Annotated in this window: 19 protein-coding genes, 1 pseudogene and 1 other annotated feature (1 of these 21 cut by a window edge); all 20 genes and pseudogenes read left to right on the top strand. The window is 43.5% G+C overall.

Annotated elements, in window-relative coordinates; all coding sequences use genetic code 11:
• The first annotated feature begins 20 nt into the window (after positions 1 to 20).
• The 20 genes and pseudogenes from G414_RS07240 (at position 21) to rplA (ending at position 20,296) form a co-directional block, all read left to right on the top strand.
• Positions 21 to 1,571: a nicotinate phosphoribosyltransferase gene (locus G414_RS07240; protein ID WP_022791504.1), complete on the top strand. Its 1,551-nt coding sequence runs from the start codon at positions 21 to 23 to the stop codon at positions 1,569 to 1,571.
• The gene (nadE, locus tag G414_RS0103635; protein ID WP_022791503.1) at positions 1,561 to 2,388 is read left to right on the top strand and encodes an ammonia-dependent NAD(+) synthetase; all 828 of its coding nucleotides are present in this window, start codon (positions 1,561 to 1,563) and stop codon (positions 2,386 to 2,388) included. The genes G414_RS07240 and nadE overlap by 11 nt, the downstream gene beginning before the upstream one ends.
• Before the next feature lie 168 nt (positions 2,389 to 2,556).
• Complete coding sequence (locus G414_RS0103630) at positions 2,557 to 4,251, top strand: alpha-glucosidase (RefSeq protein WP_022791502.1); 1,695 nt, start codon at positions 2,557 to 2,559, stop codon at positions 4,249 to 4,251.
• Positions 4,244 to 6,205: pseudogene (locus G414_RS07235) on the top strand (PTS sucrose transporter subunit IIABC). The gene G414_RS0103630 and the pseudogene G414_RS07235 overlap by 8 nt, the downstream one beginning before the upstream one ends.
• Before the next feature lie 78 nt (positions 6,206 to 6,283).
• On the top strand, positions 6,284 to 7,552 hold the full coding sequence (locus tag G414_RS0103620) for a glycoside hydrolase family 32 protein (protein WP_022791501.1): 1,269 nt from the start codon (positions 6,284 to 6,286) through the stop codon (positions 7,550 to 7,552).
• 47 nt (positions 7,553 to 7,599) lie between these two features.
• Entirely contained in the window at positions 7,600 to 8,514 is a 915-nt protein-coding gene (locus G414_RS0103615) for a LacI family DNA-binding transcriptional regulator (protein WP_022791500.1), read from the top strand.
• A 169-nt stretch (positions 8,515 to 8,683) separates the two neighbouring features.
• Positions 8,684 to 9,688 carry an ABC transporter ATP-binding protein gene (locus G414_RS0103610; RefSeq protein WP_022791499.1) on the top strand — a complete coding sequence of 335 codons (1,005 nt, stop codon included), beginning with the start codon at positions 8,684 to 8,686 and terminating at the stop codon, positions 9,686 to 9,688.
• The gene (locus G414_RS0103605; RefSeq protein WP_022791498.1) at positions 9,688 to 10,638 is read left to right on the top strand and encodes an ATP-binding cassette domain-containing protein; all 951 of its coding nucleotides are present in this window, start codon (positions 9,688 to 9,690) and stop codon (positions 10,636 to 10,638) included. The genes G414_RS0103610 and G414_RS0103605 overlap by 1 nt, the downstream gene beginning before the upstream one ends.
• A gap of 2 nt (positions 10,639 to 10,640) precedes the next feature.
• A complete protein-coding gene (gene oppB / locus G414_RS0103600; RefSeq protein ID WP_022791497.1) occupies positions 10,641 to 11,600 on the top strand; it encodes a murein tripeptide/oligopeptide ABC transporter permease OppB in 960 nt (319 codons plus the stop codon).
• Positions 11,601 to 11,610: 10 nt separating this feature from the next.
• Positions 11,611 to 12,501, top strand: coding sequence for an ABC transporter permease (locus G414_RS0103595; protein ID WP_022791496.1), 891 nt, complete (start codon positions 11,611 to 11,613; stop codon positions 12,499 to 12,501).
• Between the two features lie 104 nt (positions 12,502 to 12,605).
• Positions 12,606 to 14,402 (top strand): ABC transporter substrate-binding protein, encoded by a 1,797-nt coding sequence (locus G414_RS0103590; protein WP_022791495.1) that lies wholly within the window; start codon positions 12,606 to 12,608, stop codon positions 14,400 to 14,402.
• Between the two features lie 139 nt (positions 14,403 to 14,541).
• Entirely contained in the window at positions 14,542 to 15,960 is a 1,419-nt protein-coding gene (gene cysS, locus G414_RS0103585) for a cysteine--tRNA ligase (RefSeq protein ID WP_022791494.1), read from the top strand.
• Between the two features lie 15 nt (positions 15,961 to 15,975).
• Positions 15,976 to 16,398, top strand: a complete 423-nt coding sequence (locus G414_RS0103580; RefSeq protein WP_022791493.1) for a Mini-ribonuclease 3 — start codon at positions 15,976 to 15,978, stop codon at positions 16,396 to 16,398.
• Complete coding sequence (gene rlmB / locus G414_RS0103575; protein ID WP_022791492.1) at positions 16,382 to 17,191, top strand: 23S rRNA (guanosine(2251)-2'-O)-methyltransferase RlmB; 810 nt, start codon at positions 16,382 to 16,384, stop codon at positions 17,189 to 17,191. The genes G414_RS0103580 and rlmB overlap by 17 nt, the downstream gene beginning before the upstream one ends.
• A 113-nt stretch (positions 17,192 to 17,304) precedes the next feature.
• Complete coding sequence (locus G414_RS0103570) at positions 17,305 to 17,847, top strand: RNA polymerase sigma factor (RefSeq protein ID WP_022791491.1); 543 nt, start codon at positions 17,305 to 17,307, stop codon at positions 17,845 to 17,847.
• An 83-nt stretch (positions 17,848 to 17,930) separates the two neighbouring features.
• On the top strand, positions 17,931 to 18,080 hold the full coding sequence (gene rpmG, locus G414_RS07565) for a 50S ribosomal protein L33 (protein WP_081634559.1): 150 nt from the start codon (positions 17,931 to 17,933) through the stop codon (positions 18,078 to 18,080).
• A 14-nt stretch (positions 18,081 to 18,094) separates the two neighbouring features.
• The gene (gene secE / locus G414_RS0103560; protein ID WP_022791489.1) at positions 18,095 to 18,265 is read left to right on the top strand and encodes a preprotein translocase subunit SecE; all 171 of its coding nucleotides are present in this window, start codon (positions 18,095 to 18,097) and stop codon (positions 18,263 to 18,265) included.
• A gap of 108 nt (positions 18,266 to 18,373) precedes the next feature.
• Positions 18,374 to 18,931, top strand: coding sequence for a transcription termination/antitermination protein NusG (gene nusG / locus G414_RS0103555; RefSeq protein ID WP_022791488.1), 558 nt, complete (start codon positions 18,374 to 18,376; stop codon positions 18,929 to 18,931).
• A 149-nt stretch (positions 18,932 to 19,080) separates the two neighbouring features.
• Positions 19,081 to 19,506: a 50S ribosomal protein L11 gene (rplK, locus tag G414_RS0103550; RefSeq protein WP_022791487.1), complete on the top strand. Its 426-nt coding sequence runs from the start codon at positions 19,081 to 19,083 to the stop codon at positions 19,504 to 19,506.
• 97 nt (positions 19,507 to 19,603) lie between these two features.
• The gene (gene rplA, locus G414_RS0103545) at positions 19,604 to 20,296 is read left to right on the top strand and encodes a 50S ribosomal protein L1 (RefSeq protein WP_022791486.1); all 693 of its coding nucleotides are present in this window, start codon (positions 19,604 to 19,606) and stop codon (positions 20,294 to 20,296) included.
• Between the two features lie 55 nt (positions 20,297 to 20,351).
• Positions 20,352 to 20,418: a sequence feature (ribosomal protein L10 leader region), on the top strand (it continues 60 nt past the right edge of the window).

Raw genomic sequence — 20,418 nt, 5'->3', positions numbered from 1 at the left:
AAAGATTTGGAGAATCAATCATGACGCAACAATTACCCGATGATAGCTTAGCCTTGCACACGGATGCTTATGAACTATCTATGATGCAGACCTATTTTAAAGAAGGGGTTTATCAGCGGCATGCTGTCTTTGAAATGTATTTTCGTAAACTACCTTTCAAGAATGGGTATGCTGTTTTCGCTGGTTTAGAGCGGATTTTACATTATTTAGAAAACCTGCATTTTTCAGCTAGTGATATTGACTACCTTCGGTCAACTGGCAAATTTGATAACGATTTTATCGATTACCTAGCTAATTGGCGCTTTAAGGGCACGGTACGCGCTCCGCGAGAAGGCGAACCAGTCTTTAATAATGAGCCGATTTTACAAGTTGAGGGAACAGTATTTGACGCCCAACTGGTTGAAACACCTCTCTTGAATATTATTAACTATCAAACATTGATTGCTACCAAGGCGTCACGGATGCGGATGGTAGTAGGTGATCAAGGCCTTTTGGAATTCGGTACTCGGCGGGCTCAAGAGCTTGATGCTGCCTTATGGGGCACCCGGGCTGCCTACATTGGTGGTTTTGATGCTACCTCAAATGTTCGGGCTGGTAAGCTCTTTGGGATTCCAATTTCTGGAACGCATGCTCATAGTTTGGTACAAATTTATCGTAGTGACTATGAGGCCTTTAAGGCTTATGCTCAAACCCATCATGATTGCGTTTTCCTAGTTGATACTTATGATACCCTGCGCTCTGGGGTCCCTTCGGCCATTGAAGTTGCCCGTGAGTTTGGCGACCAAATTAATTTTCAAGGGGTCCGAATCGATTCAGGTGATATGGCCTATCTGTCAAAGGGAGTGCGTAAAATGTTGGATGCCGCTGGTTTTCCAGATGCAAAAATTTATGCCTCTAATGACTTAGATGAAGAAACGATTACCAGTTTAAAACAACAAGGTGCCAAAATTGACGTTTGGGGGGTTGGTACCAAGTTGATTACGGCTTATGATCAGCCTGCTTTAGGTGGTGTTTATAAGGTTGTTTCAATTGAAAATGACCAGGGTGAGATGACGGATACCATCAAAATTTCCAGCTCAGCTGAAAAAATCTCAACGCCTGGAAAGAAACAAGTTTGGCGGATCACTTCAAATGAGGACGGTAAGTCACAGGGTGATTATGTGGCTCTGTGGGATGAAGATCCGCGAAACTATCCGGATGGTCTTTATATGTTTAATCCTGATTATCCTTATCTGAATAAAACCATTCATAACTACACGGCCCGTCCCATTCTCCAAGATGTAGTTGTTGATGGCGAGGTTGTTTATCACTCACCGGCCTTGAGCGAAGTTAAGGCCTATGCAAAGGAACGTTTGAGTGCTTTATGGGCTGAGTATCGGCGTAATCTTAATCCTCAAGTTTACCCGGTCGATCTATCAAATAAGGCTTGGCAAAACAAGATGAACCTGATTGATGAAGTGCGTGATTATGTGAAGGTGGTTAGTGATGCCTATGCAGTCGAGGATGCTGCCTACCAGGCTGAACATAGTCAGGGGGATGAGCCAACAACGGGGGAAGATAATGCGCAATAAACAAGCAGCGATAATTAAAACATTAGGTGTGCAGCCAACAATCGATCCAGCCTTAGAATTTCGGCGTTCTGTGGAACTACTAAAAGACTATTTAGAACAGACTGGGCAAAAAAGTTATATGCTTGGTATTTCGGGGGGGCAAGATTCAACCTTAGCTGGTAAGATGGCTCAAACCGCAATTAATGAGCTCCGGGCCCAGACAGGCGATAGCCACTATCAGTTTATTGCGATGCGCTTACCGTATAATCAGCAATCTGATGAACAAGATGCATTAGATGCCATCGCCTGGCAAGCGGCTGATCGGGTCATTCGGGTTAATATTCAACCGGTAACAGATGCGGTGGTCAAGGAGTTAGAAGCAGCTGGCGAAACCATTTCTGACTTTAATAAGGGCAATATTAAGGCCCGCCAACGGATGATTATGCAGTATGCCGTAGCTGGTGAGCATCAGGGCTTGGTGATTGGTACTGATCATGCAGCGGAAGCAGTGACGGGCTTTTATACTAAATTTGGGGATGGAGCGGCGGATATTACCCCACTATATCGACTTGATAAACGTCAGGGACGTCAAATCCTAGCCTATCTTGGTGCGCCCAAACACTTATATGAAAAGGTACCGACTGCTGACTTGGAAGAGGACCGACCAGCCTTACCAGATGAACAGGCCTTGGGGGTTACGTATCAGCAAATTGATGATTACCTAGAAGGACGCACGATTGATCCAATCGCGGCCGATAAAATTGAAGCCTGGTATGCACGAACTGAGCATAAGCGCCAAGCGCCTGTTAATTTAGTGGATACTTGGTGGCGGAACTAAACTATATATTAAGAGTGATAATGAAGCCTAGTAGCTTAGCTACTAGGCTTTTTTGGTCCTAAGAAAAAAACTTGACTTTATGAAAACGCTTACTTATACTAAAAACATAATGCTAAACGTTTAACATTTTTGGTTCGGGTCCGTGAAGAAATTGATAAAATGAGGTAAATGGAAATGCAAGTGGCAAATGAGTGGTGGCAAAACGAAGTTATCTATCAGATTTATCCAATGTCTTTTCAAGATAGTAACGGCGATGGTATTGGTGATATCCCGGGAATTATTAGTAGGCTAGATTATTTGGCAGAGATGGGCATCACGATGATATGGTTATCGCCAGTCTATCAATCACCAATGGTCGATAATGGTTATGATATTTCAAATTACCAAGCAGTTAATCCCATTTTTGGCACTTTAGAGGATTTGGAGGAATTAATCAGGCAAGCCCAGGTACGTCATATAAAAATCATGCTTGATTTAGTCGTGAATCATACATCTGACCAACATCCTTGGTTTAAAGCAGCCTTAGCTGATCCTAAATCTAAGTATCACGATTACTATATCTTTAAGCCTGGTCAGGGAGTAGGTGGTGAAAAGGCGCCAAATAATTGGCGGTCTAATTTTGGTAATGGTTCATCGTGGACTAAGGTTTCTGATCGTAATGAATGGTACCACCATGTGTTTTCACCACAACAACCAGATCTTAATTGGGAAAACCCAGCATTGCGACAAGCTATCTATGACATGATTACCTGGTGGTTGAAAAAAGGAATTGCAGGTTTTCGTGTTGATGCAATTACCTTTATTAAAAAAGATCAAGATTTTGCAGATATCACGCCTGACGGTAATGATGGATTAGGCAAGGTCAAACGAAAGGCGGAAAATCGGCCCGGCATTGCTGACTTTTTGCAAGAGTTAAATGCGACCACCTTTGCCCCCTACGGTGCAGTGACGGTTGGGGAAGCTTCGGGTGTGCCTTATGAGGAATATGATGAATTTATTGGAGCTAATGGCTACTTTTCAATGATTTTTGACTTTCACTATGCTGATATTGATATCTATTCTGGATCGGAAATGTATAAGCAACGTCCTTGGTCCATTAAAGAGTGGCGTGATCGTATTTTTAAGAGTCAACTGGCGATTCAAAAAGTTGGATGGGGAGCAAATTTCTTGGAGAATCATGATCAGCCACGTTCGGTTTCCAAGTTTATTAAAGATCCTGTTTGGCGAAATTATTATGGTGCTACTAGCCTTGGAGTGTTGTATTTCTTCTTGCGTGGTACACCCTTCATCTACCAAGGAGAAGAGATTGGTATGGAAAACGCTAGCCGGCAAGGGATGAATGAGTTTAATGATATCTCAACCCATAATAACTACGACCGAGCCAGGGCGGAGGGATGGTCAGCTGATGAGGCACTGGCAGCAGTTAATAAACGGTCACGAGATAACGCCCGGACACCAATGCAGTGGAATGCTAGTCCACAATGTGGATTTACTACGGGAATTCCTTGGCTAGCGCCAGCCGGTAACCAGCCAGAGCATAATGTTTTAGATGAACAGGTAGATCAACGAAGTACGTTGAATTTTTATAAGGCAATGATTCAGTTGCATTATCATTCTCGGTGGGCGACAACCTTAACCACGGGGATGTTTGAACCGGTATTAGATACACCGGACTCTGTCATTGCCTATCGGCGGGTAGATCGAGAACATGATTTATTAATCATGGTTAATTTATCTAGTCAGGTGCAAGCCATTAATGTGGAAGGCGGACCGATTTTATTAACGAATTGGGACCCTACATTGGTTAAACCTGGTATATTGCAACCTTATCAAGCACTAGTAATGGAGAGAAAACATGGCTAAGGATTATCAAGCAGAGGCACAAGCCTTAATCAATTTAATTGGACCAGATAATGTCATCAGTGTTACCCACTGCCAAACTCGGTTACGATTCGTCTTAAAGGATCGCCAACAGGTTGACGATCAAGCGATTGAACAGTTACCAGATGTGAAGGGGATTTTTGATGGTTCTGGCCAGTACCAAGTTATTATTGGCACGGGAACAGTGAACAAGGTCTATGCCGCCATTGAAGATTTGAAACAAGTCAATACAATTTACGGGCAGGATGATGATCAAGGACAGTCAAGCCCAGCTAATGAACAGGATCAATCCTGGGTTAAACGATTAATGGCGATGCTATCAGGTATTTTTGTACCAATCGTACCAGTGATTGCGGCGACAGGGCTCTTTTTAGGACTAAAGAGTATGCTTTTCAATCCTAACGTATTGGCTTTGATTGGTGCTCAACCAAGTGATATTCCACAAGCGATTCAGCAAGTTACCTCAGTTTTGACGGATACTGTTTTTGCATTTCTACCAGCCTTAATTGTTTGGTCAACTTTTCGTTATTTTAAGGGAACACCCATTATTGGACTTGTCATTGGATTAATGTTGGTATCACCAATTCTACCAAATGCTTATGCGGTGGCTGACGGCTCAGCCAAAGCCCTTTATCTTTTTGGCACTATTCCAGTGGTAGGAGCGCAAGGATCAGTCTTGACGGCAATGGTTGCCGGAATAATTGGTGCGAAGCTGGAACTCTTTTTCAGAAAGCATATGCCTGATGTAGTAGAACAAATTTTTACGCCATTTTTTACTATGTTAGTGACCTTTATGATTATGATTGTGGGAATTGGTCCGTTAATGCATGGTATTGAATTGCAGATGGTTTCAGGGGTTGAAGCCTTAATTCATATTCCATTTGGAATTGGGGGCTTCATTATTGGTGCCCTTTATCCTTTGATGGTCTTATTAGGTGTTCACCATACCATGATCATGGTTGAGACATCACTCTTAGCGAATACTGGTTTTAATCCTCTCATTACGTTAGAAGCAATGTATGGATTTGCTAATTTGGGCGTGGCCTTAGCGATGATGGTTCGGGCACGTAATGATGATGCTAAAGCCAATGCCAGTGGTGGTTTTATGTCTCAATTATTTGGGGTAAGTGAGCCGACTTTGTTTGGCGTATTGATTCGTTATAACTTAAAGCCCTTAATGGTGACAGTTCTAACATCAGGGTTAGGGGCTGCCGTATTAAGTATTTTCCATGTACAAGCCAACACATATGGCTTAGCGGTCCTACCCTCTTACCTAATGTACATTTATAACATGCGGATGTTAGTTATCTAGCTGATTGTTTCGTTAGCGACCATTTTAGTGGCCTTTTTACTGACTAATGCTTTTGCTATGCCTAAGGCTGTAACGACGAGGACCGATAAGCATGTCCTGCCTGAACCAGTAGTGATGGTACAGACTGAGGTTGAAGACAATGTTGTATATGCTCCGGTTGACGGTCAAGCAATGCCTTTGGCTAAGTTACCAGATCCAGTCTTTAGCTCAGGCATGATGGGTCAAGGCCCGGCTATTGAGCCAGCCAAAGATGGTGTGTTGAATGTATTGGCCCCTCAGCAAGGACATATTTCCTTGGTAGCAGATACTGGTCATGCATACGGCTTGATAACAGATCAGGGCATCGAACTCTTGCTACACATTGGCATTGATACTGTGAATCTAAAAGGGAAGGGCTTTACCACTGCAGTGACTGTGGGGCAAGAAGTAAGCCAAGGCACTGTATTGGGAACAGTTGATATCGCCCAGATTAAAGCCGCTGGCCTCAATCCAGCTATCATGACGATTGTAACGAATACACCTGATTTTGATCACATTGAGGTGACGGGTCAAACCAAATTAGCAGCAGGAGACCCTATGTTAACCTTACAAAAGGCAATTTTTAAAAAGGAAAATGACAATTAGAGTGTAAATGGCCGTAAGTGACGGCCTTTTTGTATGTGCATGGATGAAGGTAAATAATGTAGTGAGGAGGCGTACTGAATGAACCAGAACGGGATGTTTTTATCGGAACAGGATGGCTATGAAAAATTTCACATTTACCCACAGTGGGGGCTCTTAAATGACCCCAATGGCCTCTGTTATTTTAAAGGTCGTTATCATGTGTTTTACCAGTGGAATAATCAAGCAGTAAATCACCACCATAAAGTATGGGGGCACGTTACTTCATCAGACTTGCTTCACTGGGAACGCCAACCCATTGCCCTCGCTGCAGATCAACCCTACGATGCTGGAGGTGTTTACTCAGGTAGTGCCTTGGTCTATCAAAATAAGCTTTACTTATTTTATACAGGGAATATTCGGGATAACAAAGGAGAATCAGTAGCGAGTTGTCAGTGTTGGGCAGTGTCAACAGATGGCATTCATTTTACCAAGTTAGGACCATTAGTTGATGTTCCTAAAGGCTATACACGTCATGTAAGAGATCCCAAAATTTGGCGCGTTGAAAATACCTTTTATCTTCTCTTGGGCGCCCAACGCACTGACTTAGTGGGAGATGTCATTTATTATGAATCTCAAGATTTAAAAAGTTGGGTGTTTAAAGGGAGTTTATTGCAAGATCAATTGTTGGATCAACGAGGGTATATGCTAGAATGTCCCGACATTATAACCTTAGGTGAGCAACAAGTACTAGTAGTATCACCACAGGGCCTATCAGCTCAGGGTAATCATTGGCAAAATATTCATAACACAGCTTATGTTGTGGGTAATTTTGATGCAAAGGCAAACAAGTTTAAGTGTACAAGCGCCCTGCAAGAACTTGATGCTGGTTTTGAATTTTATGCACCACAGACATTAACCCATCAAGATCGCACTTTGATGTGGGGATGGGCGGGTATGATGTCAGCAGAACGGGAGGCTAACTTACCGACCGTCAAAACGGGTTGGGCACATTTGCTGACTACTCCCAGACAGTTAAGTTTAGTAGATAAGCAATTGAAGCAGCTTCCGCCAGCAGAATTATTGGTTAAAGCGAGACCCCTGCCAGAAAATGAAACTACGTTCTTAGAACCAGGGGTTTATACTGCAGTTATTAAACCTGGATGGCACTTGAAATTGGGTTCATTGACGCTAACTGTGGATGCAAATCACTTAAGAATGATCAGGAAAAATTGGGAAAATGATGGGGAAGATGAGCGGTCAATTCCTCTTTCGCCTGAGCAAAAAGGTCTTTATTTGATCATTGATCAGTCAATTGTGGAAGTTTTTGCTCAAAATGGTGATTTTGCGATGACTGCCCGCTTTTTTTAGAATGGGGTATAATAAAAGATATTAAGCAGTCAAAGGATGTTAGCAAAATGGTAGTGAAATTAGGTGATGTGGCTGAACGGGCAGGTGTTTCAGTTACAACGGTCTCTCGGGTGATTAATCGATATGGCTCCTTGAGTCAAAAGACTATCAACAAGGTTGAGCAAGCGATGCGTGACTTGCATTATCAACCCAATGCAATGGCCCGGGCTATGCAAGGTAAACGTTCTAAAATTATTGGGCTAATTTTCCCCAATATTTTAAACCCCTTCTATGCTGAGCTAGTCAATAGGATAGAACAGCAATTATTTAGTCGTGGTTATCGGATGATGTTGGTTTCTTCGGCTGATAATCCAGCCCGGGAAGAAGGAGCATTAGCGATGTTACAGGCCAACCAAGTAGAAGGGATTATTACCGGCTCACATAACTTAAATATCCGTGAATACCACGACTTACACTTACCCATCGTGTCTTTTGATCGCTATTTGTCAGACCAAATTCCCATTGTTCAAGCTGATCATAGTCAAGCGGGACAGTTAACGGCACAGTACGTGCTTAGTCAGGACTGTACTAATGTGCTCATTGTTGTCGATCCGGACATGTCATCATCGCCTACCTTGGCTCGGATTGAATGTGCAGAGAAAGTTTTACATGATTACCAGGTAGCAACGAAGCGGGTCACGATGGCAAATGTTTATGAAGAAATAGCAAGTCAGGATTATGATGCTATTATACCGACAAATGACTTAGATGCCGTTGATTTAATTCGTTATATACAAGGAAGTCAGCAGGACTGTCTGGTCATCGGATATGATGGTACTCAGTTAATGCGGCGCCTTTTTCCCAATTTGGTTACCATTCAACAGCCAATTACGGCTTTAGCACAACAGCTAATTGAGACATTATTAGCCGTTATTGATCAGCAAACAGTGCCAAAGGTCACGAAGGTACCTTTTATAGCATAGAAATAAAAAACCGCCACGGTTCCATACCAGGCGGTTTTTTCGTGCCGTTATGATAGAAAATTAAGATATACCCTTGTAATTATGAATGTTTTATTAGAAAATAAACGAAACATTCTAATCTTAGAAGGTGAAAGCAGAACGCTGTGAGCTGTGAAGGGAGACAGAGGGTATGGAGAAGCAGTTGTTACTAAGCGGCAAGAAGGTCACCGTATCTTTTATGATTAATGGTGACTGGCAAACCGCCATTTACCAAGTAGATTTAGATATTCATCGTGATGAGGTAGTGGCTCTAGTTGGTGAATCTGGTTCAGGGAAGAGTACCTTTGCTACGGCAGTGATGGGGCTGCATAAAGCAAATCAATCAAAGGTGACGGGAAGCATCACGCTGGCAGATCAGGAATTGATCGGTCTATCGAATTTAGAAATGGCTAAATTACGCGGTGAGAAGGTGGGAATGATTTTTCAAGATCCATTGGCTGCGTTAAACCCCTTAATGCGGATTGGGGACCAAATTAAAGAGGCTATGGCGATGCGCGATGTGTATCAACCCAGCGAATATAAGCAACGGGTGCTTGAATTATTGGACCAGGTGGGTATTGTGAACCCGGCCCGGACTGCACGTCAATTTCCCCATCAACTTTCAGGGGGGATGCGACAACGGATTATGATAGCCTTAGCAATTGCGAATAATCCTGATTTAATCATTGCAGATGAGCCAACGACTGCTTTGGATGTGACGATTCAAGCACAAATACTTGATTTGATTAAACGCATCCAAGAAAAAAAGCACGCTGGGGTGCTCTTGATTACCCATGATTTAGGCGTGGTAGCTGAAGTGGCAGATACCGTGGCTGTGATGTATGCCGGTCAACTTGTTGAAAAGGCGCCAGTAGCAGAGCTATTTGCCCACCCTAAGCATCCTTATACGCGTTCACTTTTGAAGTCAAATCCATCAATAGAGCAAGAGCAGGATGATTTGTATGTGATTCCAGGAACAGTCCCCGCTTTGGCCGAAATGGACCATCACAAGGATTTATTTTTACAACGGGTTCCTTGGATGCAGGAGCTGGCAGATCAGCCGATTGCTGATGAGTTAGTCGAAGTTGCTCCCCAACACTTTGTCAGGGGTGAAGCATGGCGGACGTTTGAATTTCCAGAAGAGCAGGTGCAGTGATGAAAGAACCAATAGTAACATTAAAGGATTTAAAGGTGCATTATCCCATTCGATCAGGCTTTTTTAACCGAGTTACGGATCGGGTAAAAGCAGTAGATGGAGTTACCCTTAGCCTATATCCGGGCCAAACGCTGGGGCTGGTTGGTGAATCAGGGTCAGGAAAGTCAACGATTGGTAAAACCATTGTCGGTTTGGAAGCCATGACCTCCGGACAATTACTCTACCAAGGACAGGATGTTAGTCGCCCTCGGCAACGGAAAGAAAAACATTATAATCGCGATGTACAGATGATCTTTCAAGATTCATTATCGAGTTTAAATCCTCGTAAAAATATCTATGACATCATTGCCGAACCAATTCGAAATTTTGAACGTCTAGATCCAGTTGCAGAGAATAAGCGGATTAGAGAACTCCTATCAATTGTTGGCCTGCCACAAAGGACCCTTTTTCAGTATCCATTCCAATTTTCAGGTGGTCAACGTCAACGAATAGGGATTGCCCGGGCTTTAGCCACCAACCCGAAACTTATTATTGCTGACGAGCCCGTATCAGCCCTTGATTTGTCAGTCCAAGCACAAGTATTAAATTTCATGAAGCAAATTCAACGCGATTTAGGGATTGCTTTTTTGTTTATTTCGCACGATTTGGGTGTTGTTCGCCATATGACCGATGACATTGCGGTTATGCATCGGGGAAGGTTGGTAGAGACGGGAAGTCGAACGGATATCTTTGACCATCCTGCCCATATCTATACCCAGCGTCTCTTAGCCGCCATTCCCTCCATTAATGTTGCCGCCCGACAGACGCATCGTCAGCAGCGCCAAGCCATTGAACGGGTCTTTGATGAACAATATACGGATTATTATGATGGTGACGGACTGCCCTTGCCCCTACGTAAGTTGAGTGCAACACACGCAGCAGCCATTAAGCAACCCGAAGGGAGGGACTAATCATGTGGAAAGTAATCATACGGCGGCTATTAATGATGATTCCGCAACTTATTATTTTGAGTGTGCTCATCTTTTTGCTAGCCAAGGCCATGCCCGGTGACCCTTTTTCCGGTTTAATTGGGCCTAAAACAGATCCTAAGCAAATCGAAGCCCTGCGGGAAGCAGCTGGGTTGAATGATCCTTGGTGGCAACAGTATACCCACTGGATGTCGAATGCCCTACATGGTGACTTTGGTATGTCCTATACAATGCATTTGCCAGTTTCAGAATTAATTGGATCTAGAATGATTAACACTTTCTGGTTGTCATTATTGGCGGTAATCCTAACCTATTTGATAGCCATCCCAATGGCAATCTTTGCAGCGAAAAATGAAGGTAGTTGGAAGGACCAAGTCTTGTTAGTATATAACTCCATTACCTTTGGTATTCCAGCCTACGTCATTTATCTATTTGCGATTTTTGTATTCGGCTTTGTTTTAGGCTGGTTTCCTACCGGTGGTACTGTCAGTCCAGAAGCATCGGGCTGGCTGGCAGAACTAGGCAGCCGTATCTATCACATGATTTTGCCGGCTACAACGATGGCTCTATTGGGGACAACGGGTATTTTCACTTATCTACGATCCGGTATCTTAGATGAGCAAAATCAGGATTACGTTAAAACTGCACGGGCAAAAGGAGTGGGGGAAAACGCGATTTTTACTAGACATATTTTTCGTAACGCCCTCCTGCCGATTGCTGCCAATTTCGGTTTTGTGATTACGGGTCTCTTGGGTGGCGCCATTTTTGCTGAAACTATTTTTGGTTACCCTGGCCTGGGACAATTATTTATCACTGCGATTACCAGTCGTGATTATTCTGTTATCACTGCCTTGATTTTGTTAAATGGTGTGCTGGCCCTGATTGGCGGTATGCTATCTGATATTATTATGGCCATTGTAGATCCACGAATTCGGATTGAGTAGGGGGGAACTGATGTTTAAGCAAATAAAAATTAAAAAAAATACGGGTTTGCTCTGGGAGACCATTAAACGTGAATTTAAACATGACCAAGTGGCAGCTTATTCATTTTATAGTCTGGTAGCTTTCTTGCTTATTATTTTTATTGGGGCCGCTTTTGTTCCTAAAAATATGTATGTGGACGTTAGCATTATGGATCAATACATCGCTCCATTTGTCGATGGGCATTTGCTAGGGACTGATGCGGGCGGCCATGATGTCTTAATCATGTTGCTGGTAAGTACGCGTAATTCACTGTGGATTGCGATTGCTGTGACCCTTTTAACCTTGATCATTGGAATTACCTTCGGGACGATTACGGGCTATTTTGGTGGTAAGTTCGATTTAGTATTCATGCGAATTACCGACTTTATCATGATCTTGCCAGTATTGATGATTATCATTGTCTTGGTAACCATTATTCCTCACTATAATGCCCTTACTCTAATTTTACTGATGAGTGCCTTCTATTGGATTGGCACGATGCGTTTAATACGGTCTAGGGTACTGACGGAGTCACAACGCGACTATGTCAAGGCCTCTAAAACATCAGGGACACCTAATTTAGTGATTATGTTTCGAGAAATAGTGCCCAATCTAACATCTTTAATTATTGCCGAATCAACCCTAATGTTTGCCGGTAATATTGGTATTGAAACGGGGCTGAGTTTTCTAGGGTTTGGGTTGCCAGCTGGAACCCCCTCCTTAGGGAACATGATTAATGAAGCAACGAATCCAGAGACCATGACTCAACGACCATGGACCTGGATACCGGCAGCAGTGGTAATTTTGTTTGTGGTATTGGCTATTATTTTTATCGGTCAAGCTTTAAGACGAGTTGCGGATAAACAACAGGCAAGCCTATAAAATTAAAATAAAATAAGAAAAGTTGTTGTTTTATTAGAAAGATTATGTATAATAAAAACCATACTTATTTACTTGTTCGGGCGTAATTTTGGGAGGAATGATATATGAGTAAGGGAAAATGGATTGCTGGTTTAGCAGCGGTGGCAGTTTTGGGAGGTGGGGGCTATTATGCTTATCATCAAGCACAAACTAAGGGTAATGAAACAGGGGGTAAGGTTGGTAAACTAGATATCGCTTATCAGAATGATAAGTCTCTAGTAAAAGGACAAAATTTAAAGATGGCCTATGCAACTGAGACCCCTTTCAAGCCCCAATGGGATATGCAGTTATCAGATGATGCAATTATGGCTAAAATGTCGCATCCAAGTTTACCAAATGCTGCCGAGAGTCTATTTAATGTTGATAATGAATTTAAGATAGAAGATGGTGGCCCAGCAGAAATTTGCTTCGATAAGGAAGCGAAAACGGCCACGGTAACCCTGCGTGATGATTTGAAGTGGTCGGATGGACATTCAGTGACGGCTAAGGATTATGAATTTGAATATGAGATTGTGGCTAATCCAGCCTATGGATCTAGTCGTTGGTCCAGTAGTTCTGAAAACCTAGTTGGGATGAAGGAATACCATGAAGGGAAGGCTGATCGCATTTCCGGAATCTCCTTCCCGGATGGTGAGAATGGGAAGACGATTAAGTTACAGTTCAAGGAAATGAAGCCAGGCTTTAATACCTCTGGTAATGGATATTATCTGGAGTCTGTGGCCCCTTACCACTACTTGAAGGACATTAAGCCTGAAAAGTTAGCCTCTGATGAACGGACAACTACGAAGCCCTTAGTGATTGGGCCATACAAGCCCGCCAAGGTCGTTGCCGGTGAATCCATCTACTATGTGCCCAATAAGTACTACTTTGGGGAGAAGCCTAAGTTAAAGTCCATTACCTACACTACGGTTGCACCAACCAAGGTAGCAGCAGCTGCGAAGGCTGGCAAGTACGATGTTGTTACAGACTCGCCAAACTCAACCTTTAAGCAAATTAAGCAGTTGGACAATGTAAAGATTACCGGCCAGCAAGACCTATATATTTCCTTGATGTATTTCAACTTGGGTGAGTATGATAAGCAAAAGTCTGAGAATATCCAGAACCGTAAGACGCCTTTGCAAGATGTTCGAGTTCGCAAGGCGCTGGGATATGCCCGAAACGTTGACCAAGTTAATAAAAAGTTTTCAAATGGCTTAAGCCAACGAGCTACAACGTTGATTCCAACGGTCTTTAAGGATTACCATGACGATAGTCTAAAGGGTTATCCAGAGGATTTGGATAAGGCAAATCAGCTACTTGATGACGCTGGTTACAAGTGGGATAAGGACAAGAAGTTCCGGCTAAAAGACGGCAAGCGACTGTCTTTCACTTACTTAGCACGTAGCGGAGGTCCTAATTCTGAGGCGGTTGCCCAGAACTACATTCAGCAGTGGAAGAAAATTGGTGTTGATGTTCACCTTTATAAGGACCGCTTAGCTGACTTTAACTCATGGCTTGAAATTACTGATTCGCCAAAGGGTGATTGGGATATCACGGATGGAGCCTGGTCTTTGTCTTCCGATCCATCACAAATGGATCTCTTTTCTAAGGCTGCTCCTTATAACCTTGGCCACTTTACCAGCCCTGAGTTAACAGCTAAATTGAAGGCGGTTGATTCACCAAAGGCTGACACACCTAAGAAGCGGGCCCAGGCCTTTAAGGACTATCAGGCTTATATGCAAAAGCAAGCCTATGTTATTCCAACCTCTTATAACATTTCTTATGCACCAGTTAATAAGCGGGTTGCAAACTGGTCTATGGCTTATGGAGATGACGATCTTTGGGCTAAGATTGGCGTAACTGCTAAGCAACCAGTGAAGTAAGTTTAAACCTGAAATTAGTCAAATATCATTTAAGATCACTCAGCAAAAACTGGGTGATCTTTTTAGTTGGGAAAACCTGCAAAGGGTCAAGGTATGCTAAACTAGAACTATTAGTGAAAAGTGGTAAGGAGGATTACCAATGATGAAAGTATTTAACACGATGACGTTGGCCAAGGAAGATTTGGTTCCACTGCACGACCATACGATTAACATGTATGTCTGCGGGCCAACTGTCTACAATTATATTCACATTGGCAATGCTCGTTCGGCCATTGCCTTTGATACCATTCGTCGGTATTTAGAGTATAAGGGCTATGTGGTTAATTTTGTTTCAAACTTTACAGATGTAGATGACAAGATGATTAGTACGGCTAAAAAGGAGGGGGTCACCGTACCAGAATTAGCAGACCGCTACATCGCAGCCTACTTTGAAGATACTAAAGCCCTGAATATTAAGCCGGCCACCATTCAACCTCGAGCAACGGATAATATTCCTGAAATCATTGAATTCGTTCAGGACCTGATTGACAAGGACTACGCCTATGAAGTTGAAGGGGATGTCTACTATCGGGCACGTAAGTTTAAACATTATGGTGCACTAGCACATCAGGATATGGCTGAGATGGAAAGTAATGCGGCTGGGCGCCTAAATGACGCCGAACAGGCCCGCAAGGAAGATCCCATGGACTTCGCTGTTTGGAAGGCTCAAAAGGCAAGTGATGAGATAGCCTGGTCATCTCCTTGGGGAATGGGACGCCCGGGCTGGCACATTGAATGCTCAGTGATGTCAACTAAGTATCTCGGTAATCACTTTGATATTCATGGGGGCGGAATTGATCTAGCCTTTCCACATCATACAAATGAAATTGCACAATCTGAAGCACGAACCGGCGAACCCTTTGTTAATGAATGGTTGCATAATGGTTTTGTGACAGTTGGCGATGCTGGCGAAAAGATGTCTAAATCCTTAGGTAACTTTACGACGGTGCATGATTTATTGGCAGAATTAAAGGATCCAATGGTATTACGTTTCTTTATGGCTAGTACGCATTATCGGCGACCAATTGCATATACGGAGCAAAATATGCAACAAGCCGCCAATAATTTGACTCGGATTCGAACAGCCTATCGGAACCTTGCCTTTCGTTTAACGACGTCTCAGCCAGGTAGGGATAAGGCCTTAGATGATCAGGTGCGCAAGATTAAAGACCGTTTTGAAGCAGCCATGGATGATGACTTTAATGTTCAAAATGGACTGGTGGCCATTTTTGAGCTAGTTGAATTGGCCAATGTAAGTGCCCAGGATGAGCAGGTTTACCAGGATTCGGTTACTGATCTTCTTACGACCTTACAGACCTTTATGGCCATCTATGGTGTAACTGAATTAGGACAGGCCAAGCTAGCTGATGAGCATATTCAAGCCTTGATTGACGAACGGGAAGCTGCTCGTGCAGCCCGCGATTTTGCAAGGTCAGATGCTATTCGTGACCAGTTGGCCAGTGAACATATTATTTTAGAGGATACCCCCCAAGGTACCCGTTGGCACCGAAATGAGTAAGGACAGATAGAGTAAATGGAAGTAAGTTTAGATTATCAACAAATGAATGGCTTAGACCTGGCTTATCTCGGTGATGCGGTATATGAGCTGTATGTACGGCAACACTTATTGGCCTTAGGGATTACACGACCACAAAAGCTGCAGCGGCGGGCGAAACGCTATGTATCAGCTAAGGCGCATGCTGCTATTATGGCGCTAATGGAGGACGATCAGCTCTTAAATACTGTTGAATTACAGTACTTTAAGCGGGGCCGCAACGCTAATTCGCACACTAAGGCTAAAAATACGGACGTCGTAACCTATCGCATATCAACGGGATTTGAAGCCCTGATTGGGTACCTGTATGCTAGTCACCAAATTGAGCGCTTGGAGACAGTCATTACCTGGGTCTTTGAACAAGTAGAAAGTGGACGGACAGAAAATGGGACAAAAAAATAAACATCAGGGTAAGCAGGAGCGGGTTAAGCGACCTACTAGTAAGCCCCTGGATGAAACAAGCGAATTTGTATACGGATTGCATGCAGCAGTTGAGGCTTTGAAGGGGGGAACTGAGATTAATAAGGTCTGGCTGCAGGCTGGTCTACGCGAACGGACCCACCAAGAAGTATTGGCACTTGCTAAGCAGCGGGGGCTGGTGGTTCAAGATGCGCCTAAGGCTAAGCTAGATGAATTGACGAATGGACAAAATCATCAGGGAGTTGTGTTATCCATTGCAGCTTATGCATATGCCTCTTTGGATGAACTGTTTGCTAATGCTGCTAAGCAGGATGAAGCGCCTTTCTTTTTAATCCTAGATTCAATTGAGGATCCACACAATTTAGGCTCTATCCTGCGGACTGCTGATGCGGCCGGTGTGCACGGCATTATTATTCCTAAGCGCCGGGCTGTCCAGTTGACTTCTGTGGTAGCCAAAACATCTACGGGGGCCATTGAGCATGTGCCAGTGGCTCGGGTTACTAATTTAGTAAAAACCGTAGCGGAACTTAAAGAGCGTGGGTTGTGGATTTTTGGTACCGATATGGATGGAAAAGATTACCGTCGTTGGGATGCTAAGGGACCAACGGCCTTGATTATTGGTAATGAAGGTAAGGGCATTGCGCCACTCTTGAAGAAGACAGTAGATGAGACTTTAACCATCCCCATGGTTGGGCATGTGCAAAGCCTCAATGCTTCTGTGGCAGCTAGCTTATTAATTTATCAAGGATTTAATTCACGGCATCCCTTAGCTTAGAAAATATAATGAAAAAAGATTAGCGTTAACCGGCGTTAATCTTTTTTGTATGCATAAAGTTGTCAATTTCAGTCTCGTTTTGGCAAGCTGTAAAAAAACAGTGAGGTAAAAACATGACAACAGAAATTGAACGGGTGGCCTTGTTGCAAGCGGCTAAGACTGGTGACGAAGAAGCCTTTAAAAAACTTGTTGCCTGCTTTGATGGTCTTATTTGGCGAACTTTTACAGAACAAAACCTACGTCAGCAACCGGATGATTGGTATCAGGAGTGCCGGATTGTTATGTTCCGCTGCCTCATGCGATTAGAAACAGAGCATTGGGGTGTATTGACGAATTACTTTCGCCGCGCGCTGTTTCATCATCGGACCAGTTTGTGGCGCAGCGAGTTTAAACGAGCTACAGCAACCCCTTTGGCGGAAGAGGCGGCTAGTTATGATATTGAAGCACCCCAATTGGCGCCAGGCCATAGAGTTGAATGGGCTGATTTAGTACAATGTGTTTACGATAGTTTAAACCCGCGGCAACAGCGACTTTTACGATTATGGCTAGCTGGTTATACTATGCAAGAATGTGCCAAAGCGCTAGACCGATCACCATCTTGGTGTTACCAAAACTGGCAGTTGATTCAAAAATATTTCAAGTTTTTTAGACGTTGACCATGTGTTTTCCACTGGGAAAAGCCGATGTTTCGTGTTAAACTTAGGGTTATTAATGAGATAGATAGAAAGCGGGAGATAAAATGGCAGGTAAAAAAGTCGCCCTGGCCTGTAGCGAATGTGGTGCCAGAAATTATATGGTTGCAAAAAAGCCTGATCGAGCGGTCCGCTTAGAAATGATGAAGTACTGTAAGTTTTGTGATCGGCACACTATGCATCGCGAAACCGTCTAATAGAGGGGGAAAAGATGAAATTTATTGATAGTGTTATTGATGAAATGCATAAGGTCACGTGGCCAACCTTTAATGAAAATGTCCGTGACACAACAATTGTTCTTTTAACGAGTGCCTTCTTTGGTCTCTTTTTGGGTGGTGTCGATTGGCTCTTGCAACAAGGAATTACTTTCTTGTCTAACTAGCCGGGCTACGGTATACTGAAGGTATTGATTGGTATTAAGGTTAGTCGGGGAGCTCTCTATTTGTTGGGGGGCTTTTTATTTACGCATAAACAATGTTGAGGAGGCATCATGGCAGACGAGTCATTTGATAAGCAGTGGTATGTTATTCATACCTATGCCGGTTATGAAAATAAGGTAAAGCAAAACCTGGAATCACGAATTGAAACAATGGGGATGACGGATTATATTTTTCGTGTCGTAGTTCCCGAACAAGAGATTACGGTGAATGAAAACGGAGAAGAAAAGACAGTAAAGGAAAATGATTTTCCTGGCTATGTACTTGTGCAAATGATCATGACAGACGAGGCTTGGTATGTCGTTCGAAATACACCTGGTGTAACCGGATTTTTGGGTTCACATGGTGGAGGCTCAAAGCCTACATCCTTATTGCCAGACGAAGTTGATAAGATGTTAGCTCGGATTAATGGTGCCCCACAAATTGCACCCCAAACTTTGGATGCTGAAGTTGGCGATGCTGTTAACATTATTTCTGGGTCAATGGCTGGCTTTGAAGGTACGATTACCAAAATTGACAATGAAAAGCATCAAGTGACAGTCTTAGTTAACTTCATGGGCCGTGAAACGCCCGCTGAAATGGACTTTGCTGATGTTAAGTCCGTTATCTAAAACGGTAAAAATATAAAAACATGGGCTCCTTACTTGCTATTAGTAGGGAGTTTTGCTATTATATTAGGGTATGCCTGGTAACAGGTATATGTGGGAGGCGGAAATCGAAACTCGCCATTTATACCACAATCACGAAGGAGGAAACAATCGTGGCTAAGAAAGTTTCAAGTATTGTTAAGTTGCAGATTCCAGCCGGTAAGGCTACCCCTGCACCTCCAGTTGGACCTGCCTTGGGTCAAGCTGGTGTTAACATCATGGGATTCGCAAAGGAGTTTAATGCTCGGACTGCTGATCAAAATGGCATGCTCATCCCTGTTGTTATTACTGTTTATGAGGATCGTTCATTCGAATTCGTTACTAAGACACCTCCAGCAGCTGTTCTATTGAAGAAGGCTGCCGGTGTTGAAAAGGGTTCTGGTGAGCCTAATACGAATAAGGTTGCTACTGTGACTGCTGATCAAGTACGTGAGATCGCAGAAACAAAGATGCAAGATCTAAACGCGGCTGATGTAGAAGCAGCTATGCGCATGATTGAAGGTACTGCTCGTTCAATGGGCTTCACTGTTGAAGGCTAATTCGAATCCGTCAGTACGGATCGCGTAGGAAACTAAGCATGATCAAGCGGAAGGTCAATGACCGTTTGACCGCAATTGCAAGGAGGAATAGCTACCCATGGCTAAAAAGTATGGTAAGAAGTATTTAGCAGCTGCCGAAAAAGTCGATCGTGACAAGTTGTACTCAATCGACGAGGCTGCTGCCTTGGTAAAGGATATCGCCTATGCCAATTTTGATTCAACTGTTGAAATTGCATTTAATTTAAACGTAGATACGCGTCAAGCAGACCAACAACTACGTGGCGCCGTGGTTTTGCCTAACGGAACTGGTAAGGACCAAACCGTTGTAGTCTTCGCCCAAGGTGATAAGGCTAAGGAAGCTGAAGCAGCTGGTGCCGATGTTGTCGGTGGTGCTGACTTGGTTCAACGGATTTCAGATGGTTGGATGGATTTTGATGTTGCCATCGCAACCCCTGATATGATGGCTCAAGTTGGTCGTGTCGGCCGTGTCTTGGGACCTAAGGGCTTGATGCCAAACCCTAAGACTGGTACGGTTACTTTTGATGTCGCTAAGGCGGTTTCAGATGCTAAGTCTGGTCAAGTAACTTACCGGACTGACCGTGACGGAAACGTTGCCGTTCCAGTTGGTAAGGTATCATTTGATGCCGACAAGCTTGCCGGTAACATCAAGGCTTTGGCTGACTTAATTGTAAAGTCACGCCCAGCTACGGTTAAGGGAACTTACGTGCAACACGTATCACTTTCTTCAACCTTTGGACCTGCTGTCAACCTTGATCCAACTTCTTTGTAAGCTAACAGTTATAAAGAAGGTTGACGCTTTCTCGGATAACTGGTATAGTAATTCGAGTAATATATCGATTCTACCTAAGACGCCGGTGTCGTAAGACTTAATAGCCTGCCGAGGAAGTGAAA

Source organism: Weissella halotolerans DSM 20190 (assembly GCF_000420365.1).
Taxonomy (GTDB): Bacteria; Bacillota; Bacilli; order Lactobacillales; family Lactobacillaceae; genus Weissella; species Weissella halotolerans.
Note: the sequence above shows the minus strand (reverse complement) of the source record. Positions and strands in the feature narration are given on the sequence as shown.

Excerpts from the sequence above, each read along its gene's own strand:
- G414_RS0103620 (WP_022791501.1), top strand. The coding sequence starts at position 6,284 with ATGAACCAGAACGGGATGTTTTTATCGGAACAGGATGGCTATGAAAAA.
- rpmG (WP_081634559.1), top strand. The coding sequence starts at position 17,931 with ATGGCAGGTAAAAAAGTCGCCCTGGCCTGTAGCGAATGTGGTGCCAGA.
- rlmB (WP_022791492.1), top strand. The coding sequence starts at position 16,382 with ATGGGACAAAAAAATAAACATCAGGGTAAGCAGGAGCGGGTTAAGCGA.
- G414_RS0103610 (WP_022791499.1), top strand. The coding sequence starts at position 8,684 with ATGGAGAAGCAGTTGTTACTAAGCGGCAAGAAGGTCACCGTATCTTTT.
- G414_RS0103605 (WP_022791498.1), top strand. The coding sequence starts at position 9,688 with ATGAAAGAACCAATAGTAACATTAAAGGATTTAAAGGTGCATTATCCC.
- G414_RS0103630 (WP_022791502.1), top strand. The coding sequence starts at position 2,557 with ATGGAAATGCAAGTGGCAAATGAGTGGTGGCAAAACGAAGTTATCTAT.
- G414_RS0103615 (WP_022791500.1), top strand. The coding sequence starts at position 7,600 with ATGGTAGTGAAATTAGGTGATGTGGCTGAACGGGCAGGTGTTTCAGTT.
- G414_RS07240 (WP_022791504.1), top strand. The coding sequence starts at position 21 with ATGACGCAACAATTACCCGATGATAGCTTAGCCTTGCACACGGATGCT.
- secE (WP_022791489.1), top strand. The coding sequence starts at position 18,095 with ATGAAATTTATTGATAGTGTTATTGATGAAATGCATAAGGTCACGTGG.
- rplA (WP_022791486.1), top strand. The coding sequence starts at position 19,604 with ATGGCTAAAAAGTATGGTAAGAAGTATTTAGCAGCTGCCGAAAAAGTC.
- oppB (WP_022791497.1), top strand. The coding sequence starts at position 10,641 with ATGTGGAAAGTAATCATACGGCGGCTATTAATGATGATTCCGCAACTT.
- G414_RS0103590 (WP_022791495.1), top strand. The coding sequence starts at position 12,606 with ATGAGTAAGGGAAAATGGATTGCTGGTTTAGCAGCGGTGGCAGTTTTG.
- nusG (WP_022791488.1), top strand. The coding sequence starts at position 18,374 with ATGGCAGACGAGTCATTTGATAAGCAGTGGTATGTTATTCATACCTAT.
- G414_RS0103570 (WP_022791491.1), top strand. The coding sequence starts at position 17,305 with ATGACAACAGAAATTGAACGGGTGGCCTTGTTGCAAGCGGCTAAGACT.
- G414_RS0103580 (WP_022791493.1), top strand. The coding sequence starts at position 15,976 with ATGGAAGTAAGTTTAGATTATCAACAAATGAATGGCTTAGACCTGGCT.
- nadE (WP_022791503.1), top strand. The coding sequence starts at position 1,561 with ATGCGCAATAAACAAGCAGCGATAATTAAAACATTAGGTGTGCAGCCA.
- cysS (WP_022791494.1), top strand. The coding sequence starts at position 14,542 with ATGATGAAAGTATTTAACACGATGACGTTGGCCAAGGAAGATTTGGTT.
- G414_RS0103595 (WP_022791496.1), top strand. The coding sequence starts at position 11,611 with ATGTTTAAGCAAATAAAAATTAAAAAAAATACGGGTTTGCTCTGGGAG.